Raw genomic sequence first — 20,182 nt, forward strand, 5'->3', positions numbered from 1 at the left:
TGAGTCTGCGTTAGTTGATCGCACAGCTGTCACAATACACATACACATGGTTAGGATCGTTAAAGGCCGCGATGGTCTTTAAGCTGCCCGTCCATTGCGCCAGCATTTGTTCAAGCAGTGTAGAATGGCTGAGTGAAGCGGGTAAATAAGCCGACACTGAGGCAAACATTTGCTGTACAAAACGCTGCTCAGGTGTGAGCTCTTGCTCAATCACCCGGGTATCGAACAGGCTTAAATCCGCAAGTTTAGCAGCTTTGGCGACTGCTTGGTCGATATCGCCAAGCTCATCCACTAAACCTAACTCTAGGGCTTTTTTACCACTCCACACACGGCCTTGGGCGATTCTATCTACTTGTTCTAAGGTCATTTTACGTTCTTTAGCGACCAGTGATATAAAGTCTAAATAGCCACGCTCGATATGGCGCTGGATAACCGACTCGATTTGTGGCGAGAGGGTACGAGTCACTGACAAACCTGCCCATTCTGAGGTCGATACACCATCGGTATGGATGCCTAAGCTGGCGAGTGAATCTTCGAAAGTAGTGATCATCCCAAAGATCCCGATAGAACCCGTCAGCGTGGTTGGGGTTGCGAAGATATAATCGGCGCTGGCCGAAATCCAATAGCCACCGGACGCCGCAAGGCTACCCATACTCACCACCACAGGTTTACCCGCCGCTTTGAGGGCGAGTAATTCTTGGCGGATTTGCTCCGAGGCAAAGGCGCTACCGCCAGGGCTGTCGACTCGAAGAACTAGCGCTTTGATATGCTTATCAAATCGCGCCTTACGTAATAATTCTGCGGTGCTATCTCCACCGATTTGGCCGGCGGGTTGGCTGCCATTTAAAATAGTACCGCTGGCAACGATAATACCAACACTGTCTTGCTCAACAAAGCTTGGCAGAGGTGTCACTAGGGTTAAATAGTCGTAAAAGCTGACTTGTTTGAAGCTGTCACCCGACTTCTCTTTGCCCACGGTATCGAGCATGACTTTACGGAACTCTTCATCGGTCGCTAGGGTATCGACCCATTTCATATTGATGGCCATAGTGGCGGAATCGCCTTCGGCCTTATCGAGTTGCGCGAGGTAACTTGCCGAGTCGAGCACTAAGGTATTGGCATCAATTTGGCGATTTTCCGCCACAGTTTGAGTGTAACTCTGCCATACATCGGCGAGTAGCGCGCTACTGGCTTCTCTGGCCGCATCCGACATATCGTCACGCATGTATGGTTCTACTGCGGATTTAAAGGTGCCGACGCGGAAAATGTGGGCCTTTATCTTGAGCTTCTCAAGTGCAGACTTGAAGTATTGGTTATACATACTTAAGCCATCGAGAGAGACGCTGCCTTGGGGATTGAGGTAAATAGTATCGGCAAAGCTGGCGAGAAAGTATTGGTTTTGCTCGTAGTAGTTTCCAATTGCCACCACCTTTTTGCCGCTTTCTTTGAAACGATTTAGGGCATCGCCAATGGATTGTAATTTGCTGATCCCTGCGCGTTTCAGCTCGGCTAAGTCTAAGACTATGGTACTGATCCTGTTATCGTGCGTCGCATTATCAATCACATAGATAATATCTGCCAGCAGGATTTCGCCATCGCTACTGCCATTATTGCCTTGCTTAAGTGCGGCTTCAATCGGGTCGACCTGCTGTTTTTGATCGACAATCGAGCCCGCCAGATTAAGCACCAATGCTGAGTTATCTTCGACCTGAATATCTTCACTGCTACCAATGGTAATGAGGATGATGGCCAGGAAGCCAAAAAAAATCAGGTTGAGTATGAATTTACGGATCCCGTTGAGGGTATTCCATATAAATAAACATATTCTCTTGAAAAACGATGGGTTAGCGGACATTAGCCACTCCTTTGCTTATCGAATGTGCCAATGCTAACTGAAAATCCCCTCACTGGCTAAACACAATTGTAAAGGATTTTAACTTTTAACCCCCTAGCAACAGTTGAGCTTACATTTGACTCAAGGTATGCTCATTTAAATCACTTGTTTAAAAAGGATGTTTGAATGTCGTTTCCCCATTTATTAGAACCCTTAGATCTGGGTTTCACCCAGCTCAAAAATCGTGTGTTAATGGGCTCCATGCACACGGGTTTAGAAGAAGAAAAGGGCGGATTTGAGAAACTGGCAGCGTTTTATAAAGAGCGCGCGTTAGGCGGCGTCGGTTTAATTGTCACCGGCGGTATCTCACCCAACCTACGTGGTCGTTTGACTCCCCATGCGTGTCAGCTGAGTTTCCCATGGCAAGTGGGTAAACACCGCATCGTGACTCAAGCGGTGCACGAGGCTGACGGTAAAATTTGTATGCAAATCCTGCATGCGGGGCGCTATGGTTACCATCCTTTTTCGCAGGCGCCGAGTAAAATCAAGTCGCCTATCACTCCCTTTACACCTTCGGCCATGTCAAGCCGCCAAGTACGCGCCACCATTAAGGATTACGCCAGTTCAGCCGCTTTAGCGAAAAGAGCGGGATACGATGGCGTTGAAGTGATGGGCTCTGAGGGGTATTTGATTAACCAATTTATCAGTTCGCGAACTAATACGCGCACCGATGAATGGGGCGGCAGTTTTGAAAAACGTGCGCAATTCCCGATTGAGATTGTGAATGCGATTCGCGCCAAAGTGGGCAAAGACTTTATCATTATCTTCCGCTTATCCATGCTCGACTTAGTCGATAACGGCTCTACTTGGGATGAAGTCGTGCAACTGGCTAAGTGGCTCGAGCATGCTGGGGTGTCGATTATCAATACTGGGATTGGCTGGCATGAGGCCCGTGTGCCAACCATTGCGACCAGCGTGCCCCGCGGCGCCTTTGCTTGGGTGACTGAAAAACTTAAACAGTCGGTTTCAGTGCCTCTGATTGCCACAAACCGTATCAATACGCCTGAGATTGGTGAGCAAATCATTGCCTCAGGTCAAGCGGATATGGTGTCAATGGCGAGGCCGTTTTTGGCCGATCCTGAATTTGTGAATAAAGCGGCGGCCAACACGCCAGAGCTTATCAATACCTGTATTGGCTGCAATCAGGCCTGCTTGGATCATACTTTCTCTCTAAAACGTGCCACTTGCTTGGTCAACCCTCGTGCCTGTTATGAGACCGAGATTAACTTTTTACCCACCCATAACAAGAAGCGTATCGCAGTGATGGGCGCAGGCCCCGCTGGGATGGCATTTTCGGTGTATGCGGCAATGCGCGGCCATGAAGTGGTGCTTTTTGAGGCGAAATCTGAGGTGGGTGGTCAGTTTAATCTGGCACGTAAAATCCCCGGAAAAGAAGAGTTTAACGAGACGATTCGTTATTTCCTCAATCAAATCAAGCTGCATAAAATCGATTTGCGCTTAAATACCCGTTTAGATGCTAAGGTGCTGGAAACTGAAACGTTTGATGAAATTGTTATCGCTTCCGGCGTGGTCCCGCGCGAGTTAAGCTTGTCAGGTTTTGATAGCCCCAAAGTGGTGGATTATCAACAGGTGCTGACGGGCCAAGCCATGATTGGCAAAAAAGTGGCCCTGATTGGTGCCGGCGGTATCGGCTTTGATATGGCGCATTACCTCTGCGAATCTGAGTCGAGCACGCTTAATCCTGAAAAATGGTTAAAGCAGTGGGGTATAGACAAGCAATATCAGCATGCGGGTGGTTTAGCCGAGCCTGAAGTCGATAATAGCGAGCATAGACAAGTCTATTTGTTACAACGTAAGACCTCTAAGATGGGTCAAGGCTTAGGTAAAACCACCGGCTGGATCCACCGTTTAGTGTTAAAACAGCACGATGTGAAGATGAAAACCGGCGTCAGCTATGACAAGTTTGACGATGCGGGCCTGCATATCCGCGTTGGCGAGCAAACCGAAGTATTGGCCGTGGATAATGTTATCCTCTGCGCCGGACAAGAATCTAACCGCACCTTAGTCGATGAGATGAAAGCAACGGGCATTCCTGTGCACTTGATTGGCGGTGTCGATGTGGCCGCCGAGCTCGATGCAAAACGTGCCATTCGCCAAGGCGCCGAGCTTGCCATGCGGCTGTAGTTTTTAACCGGTTTACCAACAAAAAATGCCTGAGTCAGACTCAGGCTTTTTTGTTGATTGATATGAAGATAAGCGCTTATCTATATGAGTGGGCCATCTGCTTAGTTGGGTAAATGCCCATAACTGACGACTCTAGTGACTTGCCACTGGCCATTGGCGTGTTGCCAGACCATTAAAAATTTGGCTTTGCCGTCACAACTGCCAGTTTCTTGGCTGCAAAATTTATGTACACCCTCTGTTATCGCGCCAAAGTCCTTGATGGGATAGGCTTGAAAGCTCTCTTCAACCAGTGAGCGGGTGTATTTACCACAGGCATAGTTTTTAGTGTTGTTGATCATCGACTGGCGGTCCCAAGTGACACCACCATTGTCATGGTAAAACTCGACCTTCTCTGTAAAGTAACTTTCGTGCAGCTTGAGTTGTTGCTCATCGGCACAACGATTAAATGAATCAAATACCTTGCTATCCATGTCTTTCATCTCGGCAACGAGGTTATCTTCACTCGAAAATGCACTCATTGACACAAGCAGCAAAATGATTGCGATTAACTTATCCATAGCTCTCCTTGGCATAAACTTGTCCACCTAATACAAAGTAAAAGTAAGTGGAAAGCAATAACATAATGATCTTTTGGCAAGCGAACAAGGACGAGTGATAAAGCGTTTGGGAATCCGCAAAGATGTTATCTTTTGCTGAACAGTAGGTGTTATGCAGGGAAGATATTCGTCGATACGAATCCGTAGCAGACGACTCTATTAGTCTTCTACAACTTCTTGCTGAGGAACGGCTTTGAGATTGGCGGTTTTACGTGTCGATGGGGGGTGGGCGCGACTGTTACCGTAAGCATAGGTCACCACAGCAGCACCTTCGGGGGATAAATCGAGTTCTAAATCTTCGCTGGGAATACAGCAGCAGGGCAGACATTCGTCGGCATTCAGCTCGGCCAAAGGCTCGGTTAAATAGCTGACGCTGCCGCTAATAATACGGGTTTTGCAAGCGCCGCAAAAACCACTGCGGCACTCAGAGAAAATGGTCACTTTTTTGGCTTCGAGTGCTTGCAACAACGAATTGTGCTGCTCGGTAAATAGCAGCACAGGTTGCCCTTGAAGACGCACAATGGGCGCCTTAGCAAAGGGGTTGTTTAACAGCAGGTTCGATTTAGCCATAAGCAATCAAATCCCGTTAGAGATCGAAATCGAGGAATTCATCACTGTCGACGGCCGAATCGATTTGACCGACAAGATAAGATGACACTTCGACTTCCTGCGGCGCCACTTGCACGGCATCACTCTCTAACCAGTTCTTCATCCAAGGCAGTGGGTTAGACTGCTCGGCATAGGGCAGTGGCAGGTTAACTGACTTCATCCGTTGGTTAGTGATGTACTCAACGTATTGACAGAGGATCTGCTCGTTGAGACCGATCATCGAGCCGTCTTTGAACAGGTATTTTGCCCATTCTTTTTCTTGCTCGGCGGCCTTGAGGAACAGGTTATAGGCTTCCTGTTGGCATTCCGCAGCAATTTCGGCCATCTCAGGATCATCCTTGCCGCCCTGCATAATGGTTAAGATATGCTGGGTGCTGTTTAAGTGCAGGGCTTCGTCGCGGGCGATAAGACGAATAATTTTCGCGTTACCTTCCATGAGCTTACGCTCTGCAAAGGCGAATGAGCAGGCAAAACTGACGTAGAAGCGAATCGCTTCGAGGGCGTTAACTGACATCATGCACAGGTACAACGCTTTCTTTAGCGTGCGAGTGTTGACTTCAATCGGCTCGCCATCGATCACATGGGTGCCTTCGCCTAACAGGTGGTAAACCTGAGTCAGCTTGATTAAATGATCGTAATATTCAGCAATGTCAGTCGCGCGGCGCAGGATCTCTTGATTCACCACGATATCGTCAAAAATCACTGAAGGATCGTTCACGATATTGCGAATAATGTGAGTGTATGAGCGCGAGTGGATGGTTTCGGAGAAAGACCAAGTCTCAATCCAAGTTTCTAATTCGGGCAGCGACACTAAGGGCAGAAACGCCACGTTAGGTGAGCGGCCTTGGATAGAGTCGAGCAGTGTTTGGTATTTCAGGTTCGAAATAAAAATATGCTTTTCATGATCTGGCAGTGAGTTGTAGTCGATTTTATCGCGGCTCACGTCAACTTCTTCTGGGCGCCAGAAGAAAGACAACTGCTTTTCAATCAGTTTTTCAAACACTTCATATTTTTGTTGGTCATAACGAGCGACGTTAACCGATTGTCCGAAGAACATAGGTTCACGGGTGGCATCGTTGGGTGTTTGGCAAAAAGTAGAGTAGGTCATGGTACGAGTATTCCAATAAGTCGGGATCCCAAAGGGATCCCGCAACCGTTAACATTGAAGATTAGATTTTGCAGGCGCCGCCAGCACAGCCGTCATCTTCTTTCTCTATGTTGGTAATGTCATCGTGTTGATCCGATGCACCATCGCGAGTGTTATGGTAGTACAGCGTTTTTACACCTAACTTATAGGCATTGAGTAAGTCTTTCAGCAGAGTCTGCATCGGAACCTTACGGCCTTCGAAACGCGTTGGGTCATAGTTAGTGTTGGCCGAAATTGCTTGGTCAACGAATTTTTGCATGATACCCACGAGCTGTAAGTAACCTTCGTTGCTTGGCATTTGCCATAGCAGCTCGTAGTTGTATTTCAGCTCATCAAAATCAGGCACCACTTGCTTTAACTGGCCATCTTTACTGGCTTTCACACTGATCAAACCGCGTGGAGGTTCGATACCGTTAGTCGCGTTTGAGATCTGTGATGACGTTTCAGACGGCATCAGCGCAGACAGGGTCGAGTTACGTAAACCGTGCTGTTTGATGTCTTGGCGCAGTGTTTCCCAGTCTAAATGCAATGGCTCGCTGCAAATCTTATCTAAATCACGTTTGTAGGTATCGATAGGTAAAATACCTTGGGCGTAAGTGGTCTCATTAAATAATGGGCACGCACCTTGCTCTTTTGCCAGATTCATTGACGCCTTAAGCAGATAGAATTGAATCGCTTCAAAGGTCTTGTGAGTCAGGTTGTTCGCGCTACCATCGGAGTACTTCATGCCATTCTTCGCTAAGTAGTTAGCGAAGTTGATAACACCAATACCCAAGGTACGACGGTTCATCGATGAAATTTCAGCCGCTTTGATTGGATAATCTTGGTAATCCAGTAGGTTATCCAGTGCACGTACCGCTAAATCGGCTAATGGCTCAAGCTCGGCTAAGTTTTTGATCGCACCTAAGTTCAATGCTGACAGTGTACACAGCGCGATTTCACCGTTTGGATCGTCAATGTTGTTCAATGGTTTGGTCGGCAGCGCGATTTCAAGACAAAGGTTAGATTGTCTGATCGGGGCAACTTTCGAGTCGAACGGACTGTGGGTGTTACAGTGGTCGACGTTTTGGATGTAGATACGGCCCGTTGAAGCACGCTCTTGCATCATCAATGAGAACAGTTCAACTGCTTTCAATGTCTTCTTACGAATACTGCTGTCTTGCTCATATTGCAGGTACAGACGTTCGAATTCGTCTTGATCTTCGAAGAAGGCATCGTAAAGACCTGGCACGTCTGATGGGCTGAACAGGCTGATGTTTTCGCCTTTGATAAGACGTTGATACATCAGCTTGTTGAGCTGTACGCCGTAGTCTAAGTGGCGAATACGGTTATCTTCGACACCGCGGTTGTTTTTCAGTACCAGCAGGGATTCCACTTCTAAGTGCCAAATGGGGTAGAAGAGGGTCGCTGCACCACCACGAACGCCGCCTTGCGAGCAAGACTTCACCGCCGTTTGGAAATACTTGTAGAAAGGTAAGCAACCCGTGTGGAAGGCTTCGCCGCCGCGGATTGGGCTACCTAATGCACGGATACGACCGGCATTGATACCAATACCCGCGCGTTGGCTGACATACTTCACGATAGAAGAGGCGGTCGCGTTGATAGAATCTAAGCTGTCGCCACATTCAATCAGAACGCATGAACTGAATTGACGTGTTGGCGTACGTACACCCGCCATGATTGGCGTGGGCAGAGAAATCTTAAAGGTCGATACCGCGTCGTAAAAATCTTTAACGTATTGCAGGCGCGTTTCTTTTGGATAACGGGCAAACAAGCATGCCGCCACCAAAATATAGAGGAACTGGGCGCTCTCGTAGATCTCGTGGGTCACACGGTTTTGTACCAGATATTTACCTTCGAGCTGTTTTACCGCCGCGTAGGAGAAGTTCATATCGCGCCAATGGTCGATATAGGTATCCATGATATCGAGTTCTTCGCGGGTGTAATCCTGCAGAATATGCATATCATACTTGCCAAGCTCGACCAGTTTAGTCACATGGTCGTATAACTTTGGCGGTTCGAACTGACCAAAGGCCTTCTTACGTAAATGGAATACGGCTAAGCGCGCAGCCAGAAACTGATAATCCGGTGATTCTGGGGAAATTAAATCCGCCGCAGATTTGATGATCGTTTCGTGGATAGCTTCGGTTGGGATCCCGTCGAAAAACTGTAAATGCGTGCGAAGTTCAACTTCAGAAACAGAAACGTTTTTTAATCCCTTGGCTGCCCAAGTAATTACGCGGTGTATTTTGTCGAGATCGATTGTCTCACGTGCACCACAGCGTTTTGTGACTGTCATATTGCTATTCATTGAAGAGAGGCCTTGGTTCTGATATCTGTTCAGGTGAACTAAGTCACCGTACGTTTCCTTGTAAAACAATCAACCTGAAAACCCTTAATACTGCTGACTATGCAGGAGATAGTCGATTTAACGGGGAACTTCTAGTGTGTCTGATTGCTACCTATACACAAGATATGGTGTTTTAAATAATCTGAGATACAAGATAGTGAGGTTTGACGCTATTTGCAAGTCTCAATTCAGGGGGTATCTTGTGGATATCTTGAGGATAAAGAAAAGCGTTAGTGATGACTAACCCTGAAGCTCAAATTGAGATTAGCGTGCGACATTGATGACGTTTTTTTGTGCAAATTTCACTGTGTGATCGATCGCTAAAATAAGCAGCGATCGCGATCGCAAGGATTGACCCTTAACCTAAATTGCATTACCAGCGAAGGGCGCATAATTTCGCCGTTAATCGGATTCGGTTGAGCCATTACCTTGGTCAATCCGTTACTGCTATTTTGCGAATGCTTGGCTTAAGGCCGAATGCAAACTCGATGGCGAGTTAAACTGCGCATAGGCAGGCCATGCATCGGGTGTATCGGCCTCACCTAAATATCCCCACAAGGCCACACCGCCGAGCATGCCCGCCGCTTGAGCCGCGAGTAAATCCCGCTCGGCATCACCTAAATAGAGGATGTGCTGTGGCGGGCATTGCAGCTGCTGCGCGCCCAATAGCATAGGTGCAGTATGGGGCTTAGAGTAACGAGTCGAATCGCCACTGATCATCACTGGCATACGCGAGCTGAGCTTAAGCTTATGCAATAGAGGGCGAGTAAAGCGGGCGGGTTTATTCGTGATCACCCCAAATGGCACACGGCATAACTCGAGCCAATCGAGCAGAGGAGCGATACCATCAAACAACTGGCAATGGTCGCCATTGATCCTATGATAGTGTGCGAGGAGTCCTTGCTGTACTTGAGTGCGCAGTGCGTCATCCGCACCGGGAATCGCCGCATCGACTAAGGCAAAGCTGCCATGGGAGGCGGCGCTACGCATATCTGCTAAAGGTTTTGCTGTGATACCGACATCTGACAAACTGAGGTTAAGGGCCTGAACCAGATCCGGCGCGGTATCGGCAAGGGTACCGTCAAGGTCGAATAAGACCCCTTTAACCTCAGCTAAGCTCATCTTAATCTACCTTTTGCGTCGCAATCATATAGTTAACATCGACCTTTGGGGTGTACTTAAAGATCCCTGTTAGCGGGTTATAGGTGATCCCAAGTGCATCTTTACAGAGAAGATCGGTGTTATCGACTAAGGCCATGAGTTCAGATGGCTTGATGAACTTATTATGGTCATGGGTGCCAATTGGCAACATCTTTAATAGGTACTCGGCGCCGATAATGGTCTCAACGAAAGACTTAATATTACGGTTGATGGTTGAGAAAAACACAAAACCGCCGGGTTTAACCATATCGCAGCAGGCTTGAATGACCGATTGTGGATCTGGCACATGCTCGAGCATCTCCATACAAGTCACCACATCGTAGTATTCGCGGTGATCTTCTCGATGGGCCTCGGCAGTGTTTTTGACATAGTTGATGCTCACGCCAGTTTCCAGTGCATGTAAACGCGCGACTTCTAATGGTTCTTCACCCATATCGAGGCCGTCAACGATCGCGCCGATGCGCGCCATGCTTTCGGATAAAATGCCGCCGCCGCAGCCGACGTCCAGCACTTTCTTACCAAAAATCCCGCCCGCCGTTTGATCGATATAGTTAAGGCGCAGGGGATTTAATAGATGCAGTGGCTTAAACTCGCCGTTGAGATCCCACCAGGTTTCGGCCATACGTTCAAACTTTGCGATTTCCTGCGGGTCTACGTTGGTATTCTGTTGCATGCTATTACCTATAGCGGCTGTCATTGTGCGGCCATTATAACGACAATGGGGGATAAACACAGTATTGGGCGATTCTAAGTCTTTGTGGTTGAGTGAAATTTCAACAATTATCATTAATTCTTCGGCACTTTGTGATGCAGAGCGGTTTTTCTGCTCAGAGATTAATCAAGTGTTGGCCTTTATTTCGCCGTTAACAACGGATTTTATTGAGTTTAATAGGCCAAATTGACAGTGTTTTCATCTATTAAGCCACATCCTTCGCAATTCACGTAGGATAGGTCTGGCGACATTAAATAACTGTGTTAGAATGCCAAATCACGTTTTTGGGCCGCTCAATGATACGGATTATGCGTTGTCGGCTAATTTTCAGGGGAACGAGCAGTTTATGACTGATCTGGCATCATCTATTTCGCCAATTAATATCGAAGACGAACTAAAGAATTCGTACCTTGATTACGCCATGAGCGTCATCGTGGGACGTGCATTACCAGACGTGCGTGATGGCCTTAAGCCTGTGCATCGCCGCGTGCTGTTTGCCATGAGTGAATTGAAGAACGATTGGAACAAGCCGTACAAAAAGTCTGCCCGTGTGGTCGGTGACGTGATCGGTAAATATCACCCCCATGGTGATTCGGCGGTTTACGATACTATCGTACGTATGGCTCAGCCTTTCTCTCTGCGTTACACCTTAGTTGACGGTCAAGGAAACTTCGGTTCGGTTGACGGTGACTCCGCAGCGGCAATGCGTTATACCGAAATCCGTATGGACAAGTTAGCGCACCAGCTCCTCGCCGATCTTGAAAAAGAAACCGTTGACTATGTGCCTAACTACGATGGCACAGAACAAATTCCTGCTGTATTACCGACACGTGTCCCTAACCTGTTAATCAACGGTTCTTCGGGTATTGCGGTAGGTATGGCGACTAACATTCCGCCTCATAACTTAACCGAAGTCGTTAAGGGCTGTTTAGCGCTGATCGCCGATCCTGCGCTGTCTATCGAACAGTTGATGGAACATATTCCAGGCCCAGACTTCCCAACGGCTGCGATTATCAATGGCCGTAAAGGCATTATCGATGCGTATAAGACGGGCCGCGGCCGTGCGGTGATGCGCGCGCTGGCTGAAGTCGAAACCGAAGATAACGGTCGTGAACGTATTATCGTTACCGAAATCCCTTATCAGGTGAACAAAGCGAAACTCATCGAGAAAATCGCTGAGTTAGTCAAAGATAAGAAGATTGAAGGCATTAGCGGCCTGCGCGACGAGTCTGACAAAGACGGTATGCGCATCGTTATCGAAATCAAACGCGGCGAAGTGGGTGAAGTTGTCCTGAACAACCTCTATGCCCAGACACAAATGCAATGTTCTTTTGGTATCAACATGGTGGCATTGACCAATGGTCAGCCTAAGTTGTTCAACTTAAAAGAAATGCTCGAGTGCTTTATCCTGCACCGCCGTGAAGTGGTGACTCGTCGTACCGTATTCGAACTGCGTAAAGCGCGCGAACGCGCCCATATTCTTGAGGCATTAGCGGTCGCGCTGGCCAACATCGACCCGATTATTGCGCTGATCAAAGCTTCGCCAACCCCAGCAGACGCTAAAGTCAAACTGGTTGAGCAGGGCTGGGCACTTGGCCATGTACAGGGCATGCTTGAAAAAGCGGGTGACGATGCGGCGCGTCCTGAATGGTTAGAGCCAGAATTCGGTATCCGTGATGGCTTATATTACCTGACTGAGCAACAAGCTCAGGCGATTCTAGAGCTGCGTTTACATCGTTTAACTGGTCTTGAGCACGATAAGATCATCGCTGAATACGAAGAGTTGCTTGAGTTCATCGCGGGTCTGCTGTTTATTCTGCGCAGCCCTGAGCGTTTGATGGAAGTGATCAAAGAAGAGCTAGAAGAAATTCTTGCTGAATATGGTGATGCTCGCCGCACTGTCATCAACGCCAATGAAATTGATATGAGTCTTGAAGACTTAATCAACGAAGAAGACGTGGTTGTGACCCTGTCACACTTAGGTTACGCCAAGTACCAACCGCTGAGCGATTACCAAGCCCAGCGCCGTGGTGGTAAGGGTAAAGCTGCAACTAAGGTGAAAGACGAAGATTTCGTTGAAAAACTGCTGGTTGCGAACACCCACGATACCATTCTGTGCTTCTCAGACTTCGGTAAGATGTATTGGCTCAAGGTTTATCAATTACCGCTGGCGAGCCGCACATCGCGCGGTCGTCCGATTGTTAACTTACTGCCGCTGTCCGATGGTGAGCGCATTACGGCGATTCTACCAGTGCGTGAATACGCGGAAGATAAGTACATCATCATGGCGACCTCTAACGGTACCGTGAAGAAAACTGCGCTGACGGCCTACAGCAACCCACGCGCTAACGGCATTATCGCCGTGAACCTGAAAGACGGTGACCAACTGATCGGTGTCGATATCACCAACGGTGATGATGAGATCATGTTGTTCTCGAACGAAGGTAAAGTGGTTCGCTTTAAAGAAGGCGAAGAAGTCGCCGTTCTCGATGAAAACGGTAACCCAGTGCTGGACGAAGAAGGCAACCCTCAAATCAACTTCAAGGGCGTGCGTCCAATGGGCCGCGGCGCGACCGGTGTTCGCGGTATCAAGCTTGAAGAAGGTCAAAGAGTAGTGTCGCTGATCGTACCTAAGGGCGATGGTGCAATCTTAACCGTGACCGAAAACGGTTACGGTAAACGTACTGAACTGTCTGAATACCCATCGAAGAGCCGCGCGACCAAAGGTGTGGTATCGATCAAGGTGAGCGAGCGTAACGGTGCGGTGGTTGGCGCGGTACAAGTTGGCGGTAATGACGAAATCATGCTGATCAGCGATAAAGGTACCTTAGTCCGTACGCCTGCGAACGGTGTGTCTATTATCGGCCGTAACACCCAAGGTGTGACCATTATCCGTACCGCAAGTGACGAAAAAGTGGTTGGTCTGCAACGTATCGATGAGATCCAAGGCGACGAAGATGAAGTCGAGCTGGATGAAAACGGTATGCCAATCGTTCCAGTTGTCGTTGAAGGTGACTCTGTCCAAGAAGAGCCTTTAGAAGAGGAACTGGAAGAAGAATTAGACGAAGACGAAGAGCTTGACGACGAGCAAGACGAAGACTAATTCGAGAGTATGAAAACGAGCGTCCAATTGGACGCTCGTTTTTTTCATGGCAACGTTTTATTTTATGAATTCTAATATTATGGTTTGTAAATAAGGAGAGTGGCAGTGAGCGCGATTTATAATTTCTGTGCAGGTCCTGCGATGTTACCTGCAGCGGTAATGAAAAAAGCACAACAGGAATTACTCGATTGGAATGGGCTAGGTGTCTCCGTGATGGAAGTCAGCCACAGAGGTAAGGAATTTATCGCGCTGACTAAGCAAGCTGAGGCGGATTTACGCGAGCTGATGCACATTCCACAGAACTATCATGTGCTGTTTATGCACGGCGGTGGTCGCGGTCAGTTCTCTGCCGTTGTGAATAATTTTTTAGGCAACCAAGGCAGAGCCCTGTATTTAGTCAGTGGTCAATGGTCTTCTGCAGCATTAGCCGAAGCTCAAAAGCTGGCGGGCGACGCGCAAATTGATAGCCTTAACATTGTTGAAAAACATAATGGACTCAATGCAGTAGTGCTGCCTGATCTGCATAAGATTGATGCAGATTACCGTTATGTGCACTATTGCCCAAATGAGACAGTTGATGGTATCGAAATTTTTGATGAGTTAGACAGTCCATGGCCGATTGTCGCCGACTTATCATCTACCATTATGTCTCGCGAAATCGATGTCAGCCGTTACGGTTTAATCTATGCTGGTGCACAGAAAAACATTGGTCCTTCGGGCTTATCTATTGTGATCGTGCGTGATGATATGTTGAAACTGCCGAGTTTAACCCAATCATCCATCATGGATTACCGTTTAGCGGTTGAGCATGACTCCATGTTCAACACGCCGCCAACCTTTGCTTGGTACTTAGCGGCTGAAGTGTTTGCCTGGCTCAAATCCTTAGGTGGTGTGGCCAGTATTGCGAAAATCAATCAGCAAAAAGCGCAAATGCTGTATGCCTGTATCGATGCCAATCCTTTCTATAAAAATGGTGTCGTCGCGGCAAACCGCTCACAAATGAACGTGACATTCCAACTGGCGGATGAATCCCTTGATGGCGCCTTCTTAAAAGAGGCCGAAGCGGCGGGCCTAGTGGCCTTAAAAGGGCACCGAATCGTTGGTGGCATGCGTGCCAGCCTTTACAATGCAATGCCACTGGAAGGTGTTGCCGCGCTGGTGACATTTATGAACGAGTTTGCAGCTAAACATCACAAGATTTAGTCCGCGCTCACCCTAGAGCACATAAGTTTTAAGCTGTTATACGCAAAAAGCGAATGCACATATGCATTCGCTTTTTTGTTGGCTGGATTTGGTTAGATGCAACCCAGATAAGCTTGCGGCAATGGCACTTGTACCGAGCAAGCCTGTGAGCCGGCACGCATAACAGACCAATATACATAGTAATCTATGGGTAAGTTTTATCTTATTGTTTATCATCATTAAAAGTTGAAATTTTGTTTTTTTACCATAAGATAAATTACCAGGAAATCACTGATGGATTTAGTCAAGCTTTCGCGTATTAGTATGAAGCACTTAATCACTTTACACGTGATGCTCGATACTCTGAGCGTTACCGCCAGCGCTGAGCGCTTATGCTTAAGCCCTTCATCTGTCAGTAAAACCTTAAGTCAACTTCGAGACAGTTTGAATGATGAACTGTTTTACCGTAATGGTAATTCACTGGTTGCAACACCTTTAGCCAAACGATTAGGCCCAAGCGTGCAACAAATGATCAATGATATGAATCAGATCATGAGTCAAGATGCGTTTACCCCAATAAACTATGAGGGCCGTTTTTCGCTTGCAATGCGTGAAAGCACCTTTGAACTGCTGGCCGCCAAACTTAGCGCCCATATTTTGAGTTTGGCGCCCCATATTCATCTCGATATTTACAGCAAAGACAATATCGGTTTTGATGGACTCATTAATGGCTCGTTAGATTTTGTATTGTTACCCCATGATTTGAGTCAGCCTAATCCTTCGCAAGATGATCTAGTGTGGGAAACCTTATTCAGCGATGAAATGATTTGCCTAATGAACTCATCACATCCCTTGGCCAAACAATCGCATATCAGCTTTGATGATTATCTCAGCTTCAGCCATATAGGCATCACAGATACAGATCTGAGTACGCCCTATTTTGATATTTTACTCGCTCAGCAATCTCAAAAACGTGCCGTCCCGATTTCGGTGCCAGACTTTGGCAGCGCGGCGTTAATGTGTCACCACAGTGAGCTGCTGTTTACCTGCTCGCGCCGCTGGGCATCTATCGCCAGCCAAGCCAAAGGCTTAACCGTGAAACCGTTACCCATCGAATACGGCAAAGTGGCTTACAGCCTTGTGTGGCATAAACAAAGTATCAAGGATCCTGCGCTACGCTGGCTGTACGAGCAGATCCTGCTTTGTAGCCGTTAAAGGTAGATGGACGGTAACACGATATTTGTTAAGCCTCGCTGGGCAAGGGAGGCTGCTAAGGCTTCAATATCAGTCTGTGTGCAACTTGGCCAAGTTAACGCCTCATCAACCACGCCATGGTGATGAAAGGCGTTTAATTTCACCCGGATATCGGCACCAAGTGTCAGTAAATAGCAAGATAGCGCGTCTATTTCCTGCTCAAAATCCGTAATACCCGGAATATGCAGCAATCTTACTTCATACAGTTTTTGCTGCTGCGCTAAGAGTTCAATCGATTTGAACACCGCATGGTTATCTCGTCCGGTAATGTATCTATGGGTCTCTCTTTGCCACGCTTTAAGATCCACCATAGCGCCGTCTAAAAAGGGCAGCAGTTTATGCCAGCCTGTGAGGCTCAAACTGCCATTGGTATCGAGCATACAGGTTAACTGTGATAACGACGTTGAGGCCTTAATTGCTTTAAATAATTCAATAATAAATGGCAGTTGTAGACTTGCTTCGCCGCCGCTCACCGTAATGCCATTAATAAAGTGACGCTGATGGTGGAGAATCGCCAAGATCTCTTCAACAGTGTATCGGGTGATTTTAGGATTGGCTTGTTTTGGACACACAGCAAGACAAGTATCGCACTGGCTACAACGATCTTTATCCCAATGGATCTGATTCTTTTTGTTAGCGGTTATCAACTTCAGCGCCTTGCCAGGGCAGGTGGCGATGCAATCGCCACAGCCATCGCATAAGCCTATGGTATGTGGGTTATGGCAGTTTTTACATTGATAGTTGCAGCCCTGCAAGAATAATACGAGCCTACTGCCAGGCCCGTCGACGCAGGAAAACGGCAATAGCTGACTAACTATTGCCTGCTTATTTATGGCCGGTTTAGTTAACAACACAGGGAGAATGCTCATGGGTAATCACGCGTGCTTGGCGCTGTAATATGCCGGTATTTTGTGCTGCTTCAGCCCCTAAACCCGTGGTATTAAGGCGCGATCCGCATTGTTTAAATGCTTCAATATCTGAGCGTTTTACCATATAGCCAGTGACGCGCATTAAATCGTTAGAGGCCACATTGGCAGTAAATTCCCTAAAGCCTAACTCCAGTGCCGCTTTACACAGTTGGAACATGGCTTGAGGATTGGATTTGACAGTTTCATCGATAGTCAAAATATCGCTAATCCCCGCCGTATAATACTGGTGATGCTGCGCGAGGGCTTGAATATGAGCGATGGGATTGGGTTCCGTGCCATAGGGAATACGCACGCCGGGTGTCACGTCTTTATCGAGGCTAATACCGCCCTGTGAATGCAGCAGCGCTCGTCCATGGTAGCCATAGGTGACGGGCGTGGATTTTACTATGGTATCGAGGGCGGCAGAAATGCGGTAGCCAAGTTGGTTTGCATCCATGCTATGGCCATAACCTGTGGGTTTGTTTGATTGAGATGATTTGTCTGTCTCACTTGTCATCTGAGCTTGCAGAATATTCACCGCTTCAGCCATACCGTAAATACCAAACATGGGGGCAAATCGCGATTCATCAATCAATTGTTCTTTAACTAAAAAGCTATCAAAGAAGTGCGACTCTTGATGTAAAAATGCTGAGCGCGCCTCGATAAGTTCGAAGGTGAGTGAGAAGTAATAGGGCAAGACACGCTCAAAAAAGTCATTGATTGATGTGGCTTTTAATGCCACTTCTTTCAGATTGAGTCTAACCAAGGTATTAGCGCCGCCTGCTAAGGGTAAGGCATTGTAGCAACTCACAATACCAAAGCCGCGCTTGTCAAATGCACTGGCATGCAGAGGATAGTTGGCGATATGCGGTTTACTGCACTGACAAATATTGGTGGCCGCAATTTGCAATAATTCATCCGGCGTGACGGCGGGGTCATACATAAAGGTCAAATTGGGGGCAACTTGTTTGAGCTCGGCATCAATGCGCAGTAGGGTACGGCAAACAATATTGTCTGTCGGGCCAATATTGACGTGCATAAAGGCGTCGGGCAGGGTTCTGTCGAGCATTATCCAGAACAGCTTTAGTTTACGATAAAGGACATCTGCATCCATTCCTTCCACGAAAGGCATCAAAATGTTGTCCAACTGACCCAAATACACGGGAATATTGGTCACCGATGGCACATGGTGATACAGAATCGTTAAGGCATTGAGGGCTTCATCTAAATCCTGTGCAGGTGAAAGCTCTAAATATTCAGAGCCTTGCTGAAGATAACGGGCATAATCTGCCAATACATAGCGCGGTTTAAACGGTGTATGGCCTTCAAACATATCGCAGATCACGCCATCATTCATCGCCGCGTTTACCTCAGTCGATATCGGCATGTAGGGCAAACTTGCCTCAGCCTCCAACGCTAAATAGTTAGATTTTTGCTTAGGTGAAAGCTGCGAGTTCGTGACGATTTGCATTAATTTATCTTGTAATAACATGGCGGAATACCCACAAGCTTAATAATGACGATTAATCTACTCAGCAGCTTTGGCTTTAAAAAGTGAAAATTACCGTAGCCCCGATTGATAAAATGGAAATCTGCCGACCGAGATCACAACGTGCGGCTTATTGCGATCAAGCCGTACTGTCAGAATCATTCGAATAGATTTTACGATTGAAAATAAATGCTTGAGTGTGAGAAAGGTAGCGTGGCTTATGAGGTGTTTGGGTGGAAACTAAAAGGAAGATTCGATAATCCAAACTAAATAGAACTTGAGTGTAATATTTACAAGCGATAGATAACTCTACTGCATCCTAGATAGAGAATACAGTAGAGTAAGTAGATGGTTAAAAAGTACTAAATCGCTTGTATTAAAGCGCTTGTATTTAAAGCACTTTGGCAATCGACTTAGCTAAGTAATCCACATTGTCTTCGCTAATGCCTGCAATGCTAATGCGGCTCGAACCCACCATATAAATGCTGAATTCTTTCTGCAGACGCGCGACTTGCTCGGGATTAACCCCTAGGAAAGAGAACATGCCTTTTTGGCGTGCGATAAAGCTAAAGTCGCGGTCCACGCCATTGGTTTTGAGTTTTTCCACTAAAATGGCGCGGTTACCGTTGATACGGTCGCGCATTACTTTCAGCTCATCTAACCATTCTTGCTTTAATTCTGCCGAACCTAGAATAGTTTCAACAATCGCCGCGCCGTGGGCTGGCGGCATGGAGTAGAGGCAGCGAACTACGTAAAGCAGCACAGATTGCGCGATGTTTGCCGTGTTTGCATCTTTTGCAACCACAGAGCATGAACCGATACGCTCACGGTAGAGTCCGAAGTTTTTCGAGCAAGAGCTACATAGGATCATATTATCGACCGCAGCTGCCATTTTACGCACGCCGTAGGCATCGATATCGACACCATCACCAAAACCTTGGTAAGCCATGTCTATAAGCGGGGTAAAACCTTGCTCCTTGGTGAGGGCAACCACTTTATCCCATTGTTCTGTCGTTAAATCCATCCCGCTCGGGTTATGGCAACAGGCGTGGAACAGCACCACATCGTTCGGGCCAATCTGCGCAAGCGCGCTGAGCATCTCATCGAACTTTAACGATTTTGTGTCGTAATCATAGTAAGGGTAGGTTTTAACGGTCAGACCCGCCGCTTCAAACAAGCCTATATGGTTAGCCCATGTAGGATCGCTCACCCATAGCACAGCATTAGGATTGCAGCGTTTAATAAAATCACCGGCAACGCGCAGGGCGCCTGTACCACCAGGCGTGGATACTGTACGAATTCGGTTGGCGATAATCGCGCTGTGATCACTGCCAAAGGTTAATTCTGTTATCAGGGTATTAAACTGAGGCGAACCGGTTGGGCCGATATACACTTTGGTGGTTTCAGTGTCTAAACGGAATTTTTCGGCTTTTTTCACGCAATTAAGGATGGGAGTGTTTCCAGCGGGATCCTTATAAACGCCCACACCTAAGTCGACTTTTTGAGGATGTGAGTCTTCACGGTACTGGGTTAATAGGCCGAGGATAGGATCCGCAGGCATTGCGACGAGTGAGTTAAACATGGCTCCATCTACCTTTTTGGTTATATTGCGACAACATGAATTGCAAAGAA

At 47.4% G+C, this 20,182-nt stretch carries 14 protein-coding genes; 4 read left to right on the plus strand and 10 right to left on the minus strand.

All coding sequences use genetic code 11. From position 1 onward, the window contains the following. Nucleotides 1-10 precede the first annotated feature (10 nt). Nucleotides 11-1,855, minus strand: coding sequence for a signal peptide peptidase SppA (gene sppA / locus CBX96_RS05280; RefSeq protein WP_109285968.1), 1,845 nt, complete (start codon nt 1,853-1,855; stop codon nt 11-13). 165 nt (nt 1,856-2,020) lie between these two features. Here sppA and CBX96_RS05285 point away from each other — a divergent pair, with 165 nt between their 5' ends. Further along, nucleotides 2,021-4,039, plus strand: coding sequence for an FAD-dependent oxidoreductase (locus tag CBX96_RS05285; protein ID WP_109285969.1), 2,019 nt, complete (start codon nt 2,021-2,023; stop codon nt 4,037-4,039). A gap of 101 nt (nt 4,040-4,140) precedes the next feature. Here the strand turns inward: CBX96_RS05285 and CBX96_RS05290 are convergent, their stop codons facing one another. The 6 genes from CBX96_RS05290 to ubiG all read right to left on the minus strand — a co-directional run bounded on the left by CBX96_RS05290 (nt 4,141) and on the right by ubiG (nt 10,575). Next, on the minus strand, nt 4,141-4,596 hold the full coding sequence (locus tag CBX96_RS05290; RefSeq protein WP_258294114.1) for a nuclear transport factor 2 family protein: 456 nt from the start codon (nt 4,594-4,596) through the stop codon (nt 4,141-4,143). Nucleotides 4,597-4,794: 198 nt separating this feature from the next. Further along, nucleotides 4,795-5,205, minus strand: a complete 411-nt coding sequence (yfaE, locus tag CBX96_RS05295) for a class I ribonucleotide reductase maintenance protein YfaE (protein ID WP_109285971.1) — start codon at nt 5,203-5,205, stop codon at nt 4,795-4,797. Nucleotides 5,206-5,221: 16 nt separating this feature from the next. Then, nucleotides 5,222-6,352: a class Ia ribonucleoside-diphosphate reductase subunit beta gene (gene nrdB, locus CBX96_RS05300; protein WP_088211170.1), complete on the minus strand. Its 1,131-nt coding sequence runs from the start codon at nt 6,350-6,352 to the stop codon at nt 5,222-5,224. A gap of 61 nt (nt 6,353-6,413) precedes the next feature. Then, complete coding sequence (gene nrdA / locus CBX96_RS05305; protein WP_011622687.1) at nt 6,414-8,702, minus strand: class 1a ribonucleoside-diphosphate reductase subunit alpha; 2,289 nt, start codon at nt 8,700-8,702, stop codon at nt 6,414-6,416. A gap of 486 nt (nt 8,703-9,188) precedes the next feature. Further along, the gene (locus CBX96_RS05310; protein WP_109285972.1) at nt 9,189-9,863 is read right to left on the minus strand and encodes an HAD family hydrolase; all 675 of its coding nucleotides are present in this window, start codon (nt 9,861-9,863) and stop codon (nt 9,189-9,191) included. Between the two features lies 1 nt (nt 9,864). After that, nucleotides 9,865-10,575: a bifunctional 2-polyprenyl-6-hydroxyphenol methylase/3-demethylubiquinol 3-O-methyltransferase UbiG gene (ubiG, locus tag CBX96_RS05315; RefSeq protein WP_109286034.1), complete on the minus strand. Its 711-nt coding sequence runs from the start codon at nt 10,573-10,575 to the stop codon at nt 9,865-9,867. A 385-nt stretch (nt 10,576-10,960) separates the two neighbouring features. Between ubiG and gyrA the strand changes: the two genes are divergently transcribed. The 3 genes from gyrA to CBX96_RS05330 all read left to right on the plus strand — a co-directional run bounded on the left by gyrA (nt 10,961) and on the right by CBX96_RS05330 (nt 16,114). Further along, nucleotides 10,961-13,717: a DNA gyrase subunit A gene (gene gyrA / locus CBX96_RS05320; protein ID WP_109286035.1), complete on the plus strand. Its 2,757-nt coding sequence runs from the start codon at nt 10,961-10,963 to the stop codon at nt 13,715-13,717. 105 nt (nt 13,718-13,822) lie between these two features. Continuing rightward, nucleotides 13,823-14,920: a 3-phosphoserine/phosphohydroxythreonine transaminase gene (gene serC / locus CBX96_RS05325; RefSeq protein WP_109285973.1), complete on the plus strand. Its 1,098-nt coding sequence runs from the start codon at nt 13,823-13,825 to the stop codon at nt 14,918-14,920. 273 nt (nt 14,921-15,193) lie between these two features. Next, a complete protein-coding gene (locus CBX96_RS05330) occupies nt 15,194-16,114 on the plus strand; it encodes a LysR family transcriptional regulator (protein WP_109285974.1) in 921 nt (306 codons plus the stop codon). Here CBX96_RS05330 and CBX96_RS05335 read toward each other — a convergent pair. From CBX96_RS05335 to CBX96_RS05345, 3 genes are all read right to left on the minus strand, one after another. Next, nucleotides 16,111-17,022 carry a YjjW family glycine radical enzyme activase gene (locus CBX96_RS05335; RefSeq protein WP_181382143.1) on the minus strand — a complete coding sequence of 304 codons (912 nt, stop codon included), beginning with the start codon at nt 17,020-17,022 and terminating at the stop codon, nt 16,111-16,113. The genes CBX96_RS05330 and CBX96_RS05335 overlap by 4 nt on opposite strands. Then, a complete protein-coding gene (locus tag CBX96_RS05340) occupies nt 16,994-18,553 on the minus strand; it encodes a YjjI family glycine radical enzyme (protein ID WP_109285975.1) in 1,560 nt (519 codons plus the stop codon). Before CBX96_RS05340 ends, CBX96_RS05335 begins: the two co-directional genes overlap by 29 nt. A gap of 388 nt (nt 18,554-18,941) precedes the next feature. After that, nucleotides 18,942-20,132: an amino acid aminotransferase gene (locus CBX96_RS05345; RefSeq protein ID WP_109285976.1), complete on the minus strand. Its 1,191-nt coding sequence runs from the start codon at nt 20,130-20,132 to the stop codon at nt 18,942-18,944. Nucleotides 20,133-20,182: the final 50 nt, after the last annotated feature.

The organism is Shewanella sp. BC20, assembly GCF_003129585.1.
GTDB lineage: Bacteria > Pseudomonadota > Gammaproteobacteria > Enterobacterales > Shewanellaceae > Shewanella > Shewanella seohaensis.

Bases quoted from the DNA above. Each gene is read 5' to 3' on its own strand.
- ubiG (WP_109286034.1), bottom strand. From the start codon at position 10,575: ATGCAACAGAATACCAACGTAGACCCGCAGGAAATCGCAAAGTTTGAA.
- CBX96_RS05285 (WP_109285969.1), top strand. From the start codon at position 2,021: ATGTCGTTTCCCCATTTATTAGAACCCTTAGATCTGGGTTTCACCCAG.
- CBX96_RS05290 (WP_258294114.1), bottom strand. From the start codon at position 4,596: ATGGATAAGTTAATCGCAATCATTTTGCTGCTTGTGTCAATGAGTGCA.
- CBX96_RS05335 (WP_181382143.1), bottom strand. From the start codon at position 17,022: ATGAGCATTCTCCCTGTGTTGTTAACTAAACCGGCCATAAATAAGCAG.
- nrdA (WP_011622687.1), bottom strand. From the start codon at position 8,702: ATGAATAGCAATATGACAGTCACAAAACGCTGTGGTGCACGTGAGACA.
- CBX96_RS05310 (WP_109285972.1), bottom strand. From the start codon at position 9,863: ATGAGCTTAGCTGAGGTTAAAGGGGTCTTATTCGACCTTGACGGTACC.
- CBX96_RS05345 (WP_109285976.1), bottom strand. From the start codon at position 20,132: ATGTTTAACTCACTCGTCGCAATGCCTGCGGATCCTATCCTCGGCCTA.
- sppA (WP_109285968.1), bottom strand. From the start codon at position 1,855: ATGTCCGCTAACCCATCGTTTTTCAAGAGAATATGTTTATTTATATGG.
- nrdB (WP_088211170.1), bottom strand. From the start codon at position 6,352: ATGACCTACTCTACTTTTTGCCAAACACCCAACGATGCCACCCGTGAA.
- CBX96_RS05330 (WP_109285974.1), top strand. From the start codon at position 15,194: ATGGATTTAGTCAAGCTTTCGCGTATTAGTATGAAGCACTTAATCACT.
- yfaE (WP_109285971.1), bottom strand. From the start codon at position 5,205: ATGGCTAAATCGAACCTGCTGTTAAACAACCCCTTTGCTAAGGCGCCC.
- CBX96_RS05340 (WP_109285975.1), bottom strand. From the start codon at position 18,553: ATGTTATTACAAGATAAATTAATGCAAATCGTCACGAACTCGCAGCTT.
- gyrA (WP_109286035.1), top strand. From the start codon at position 10,961: ATGACTGATCTGGCATCATCTATTTCGCCAATTAATATCGAAGACGAA.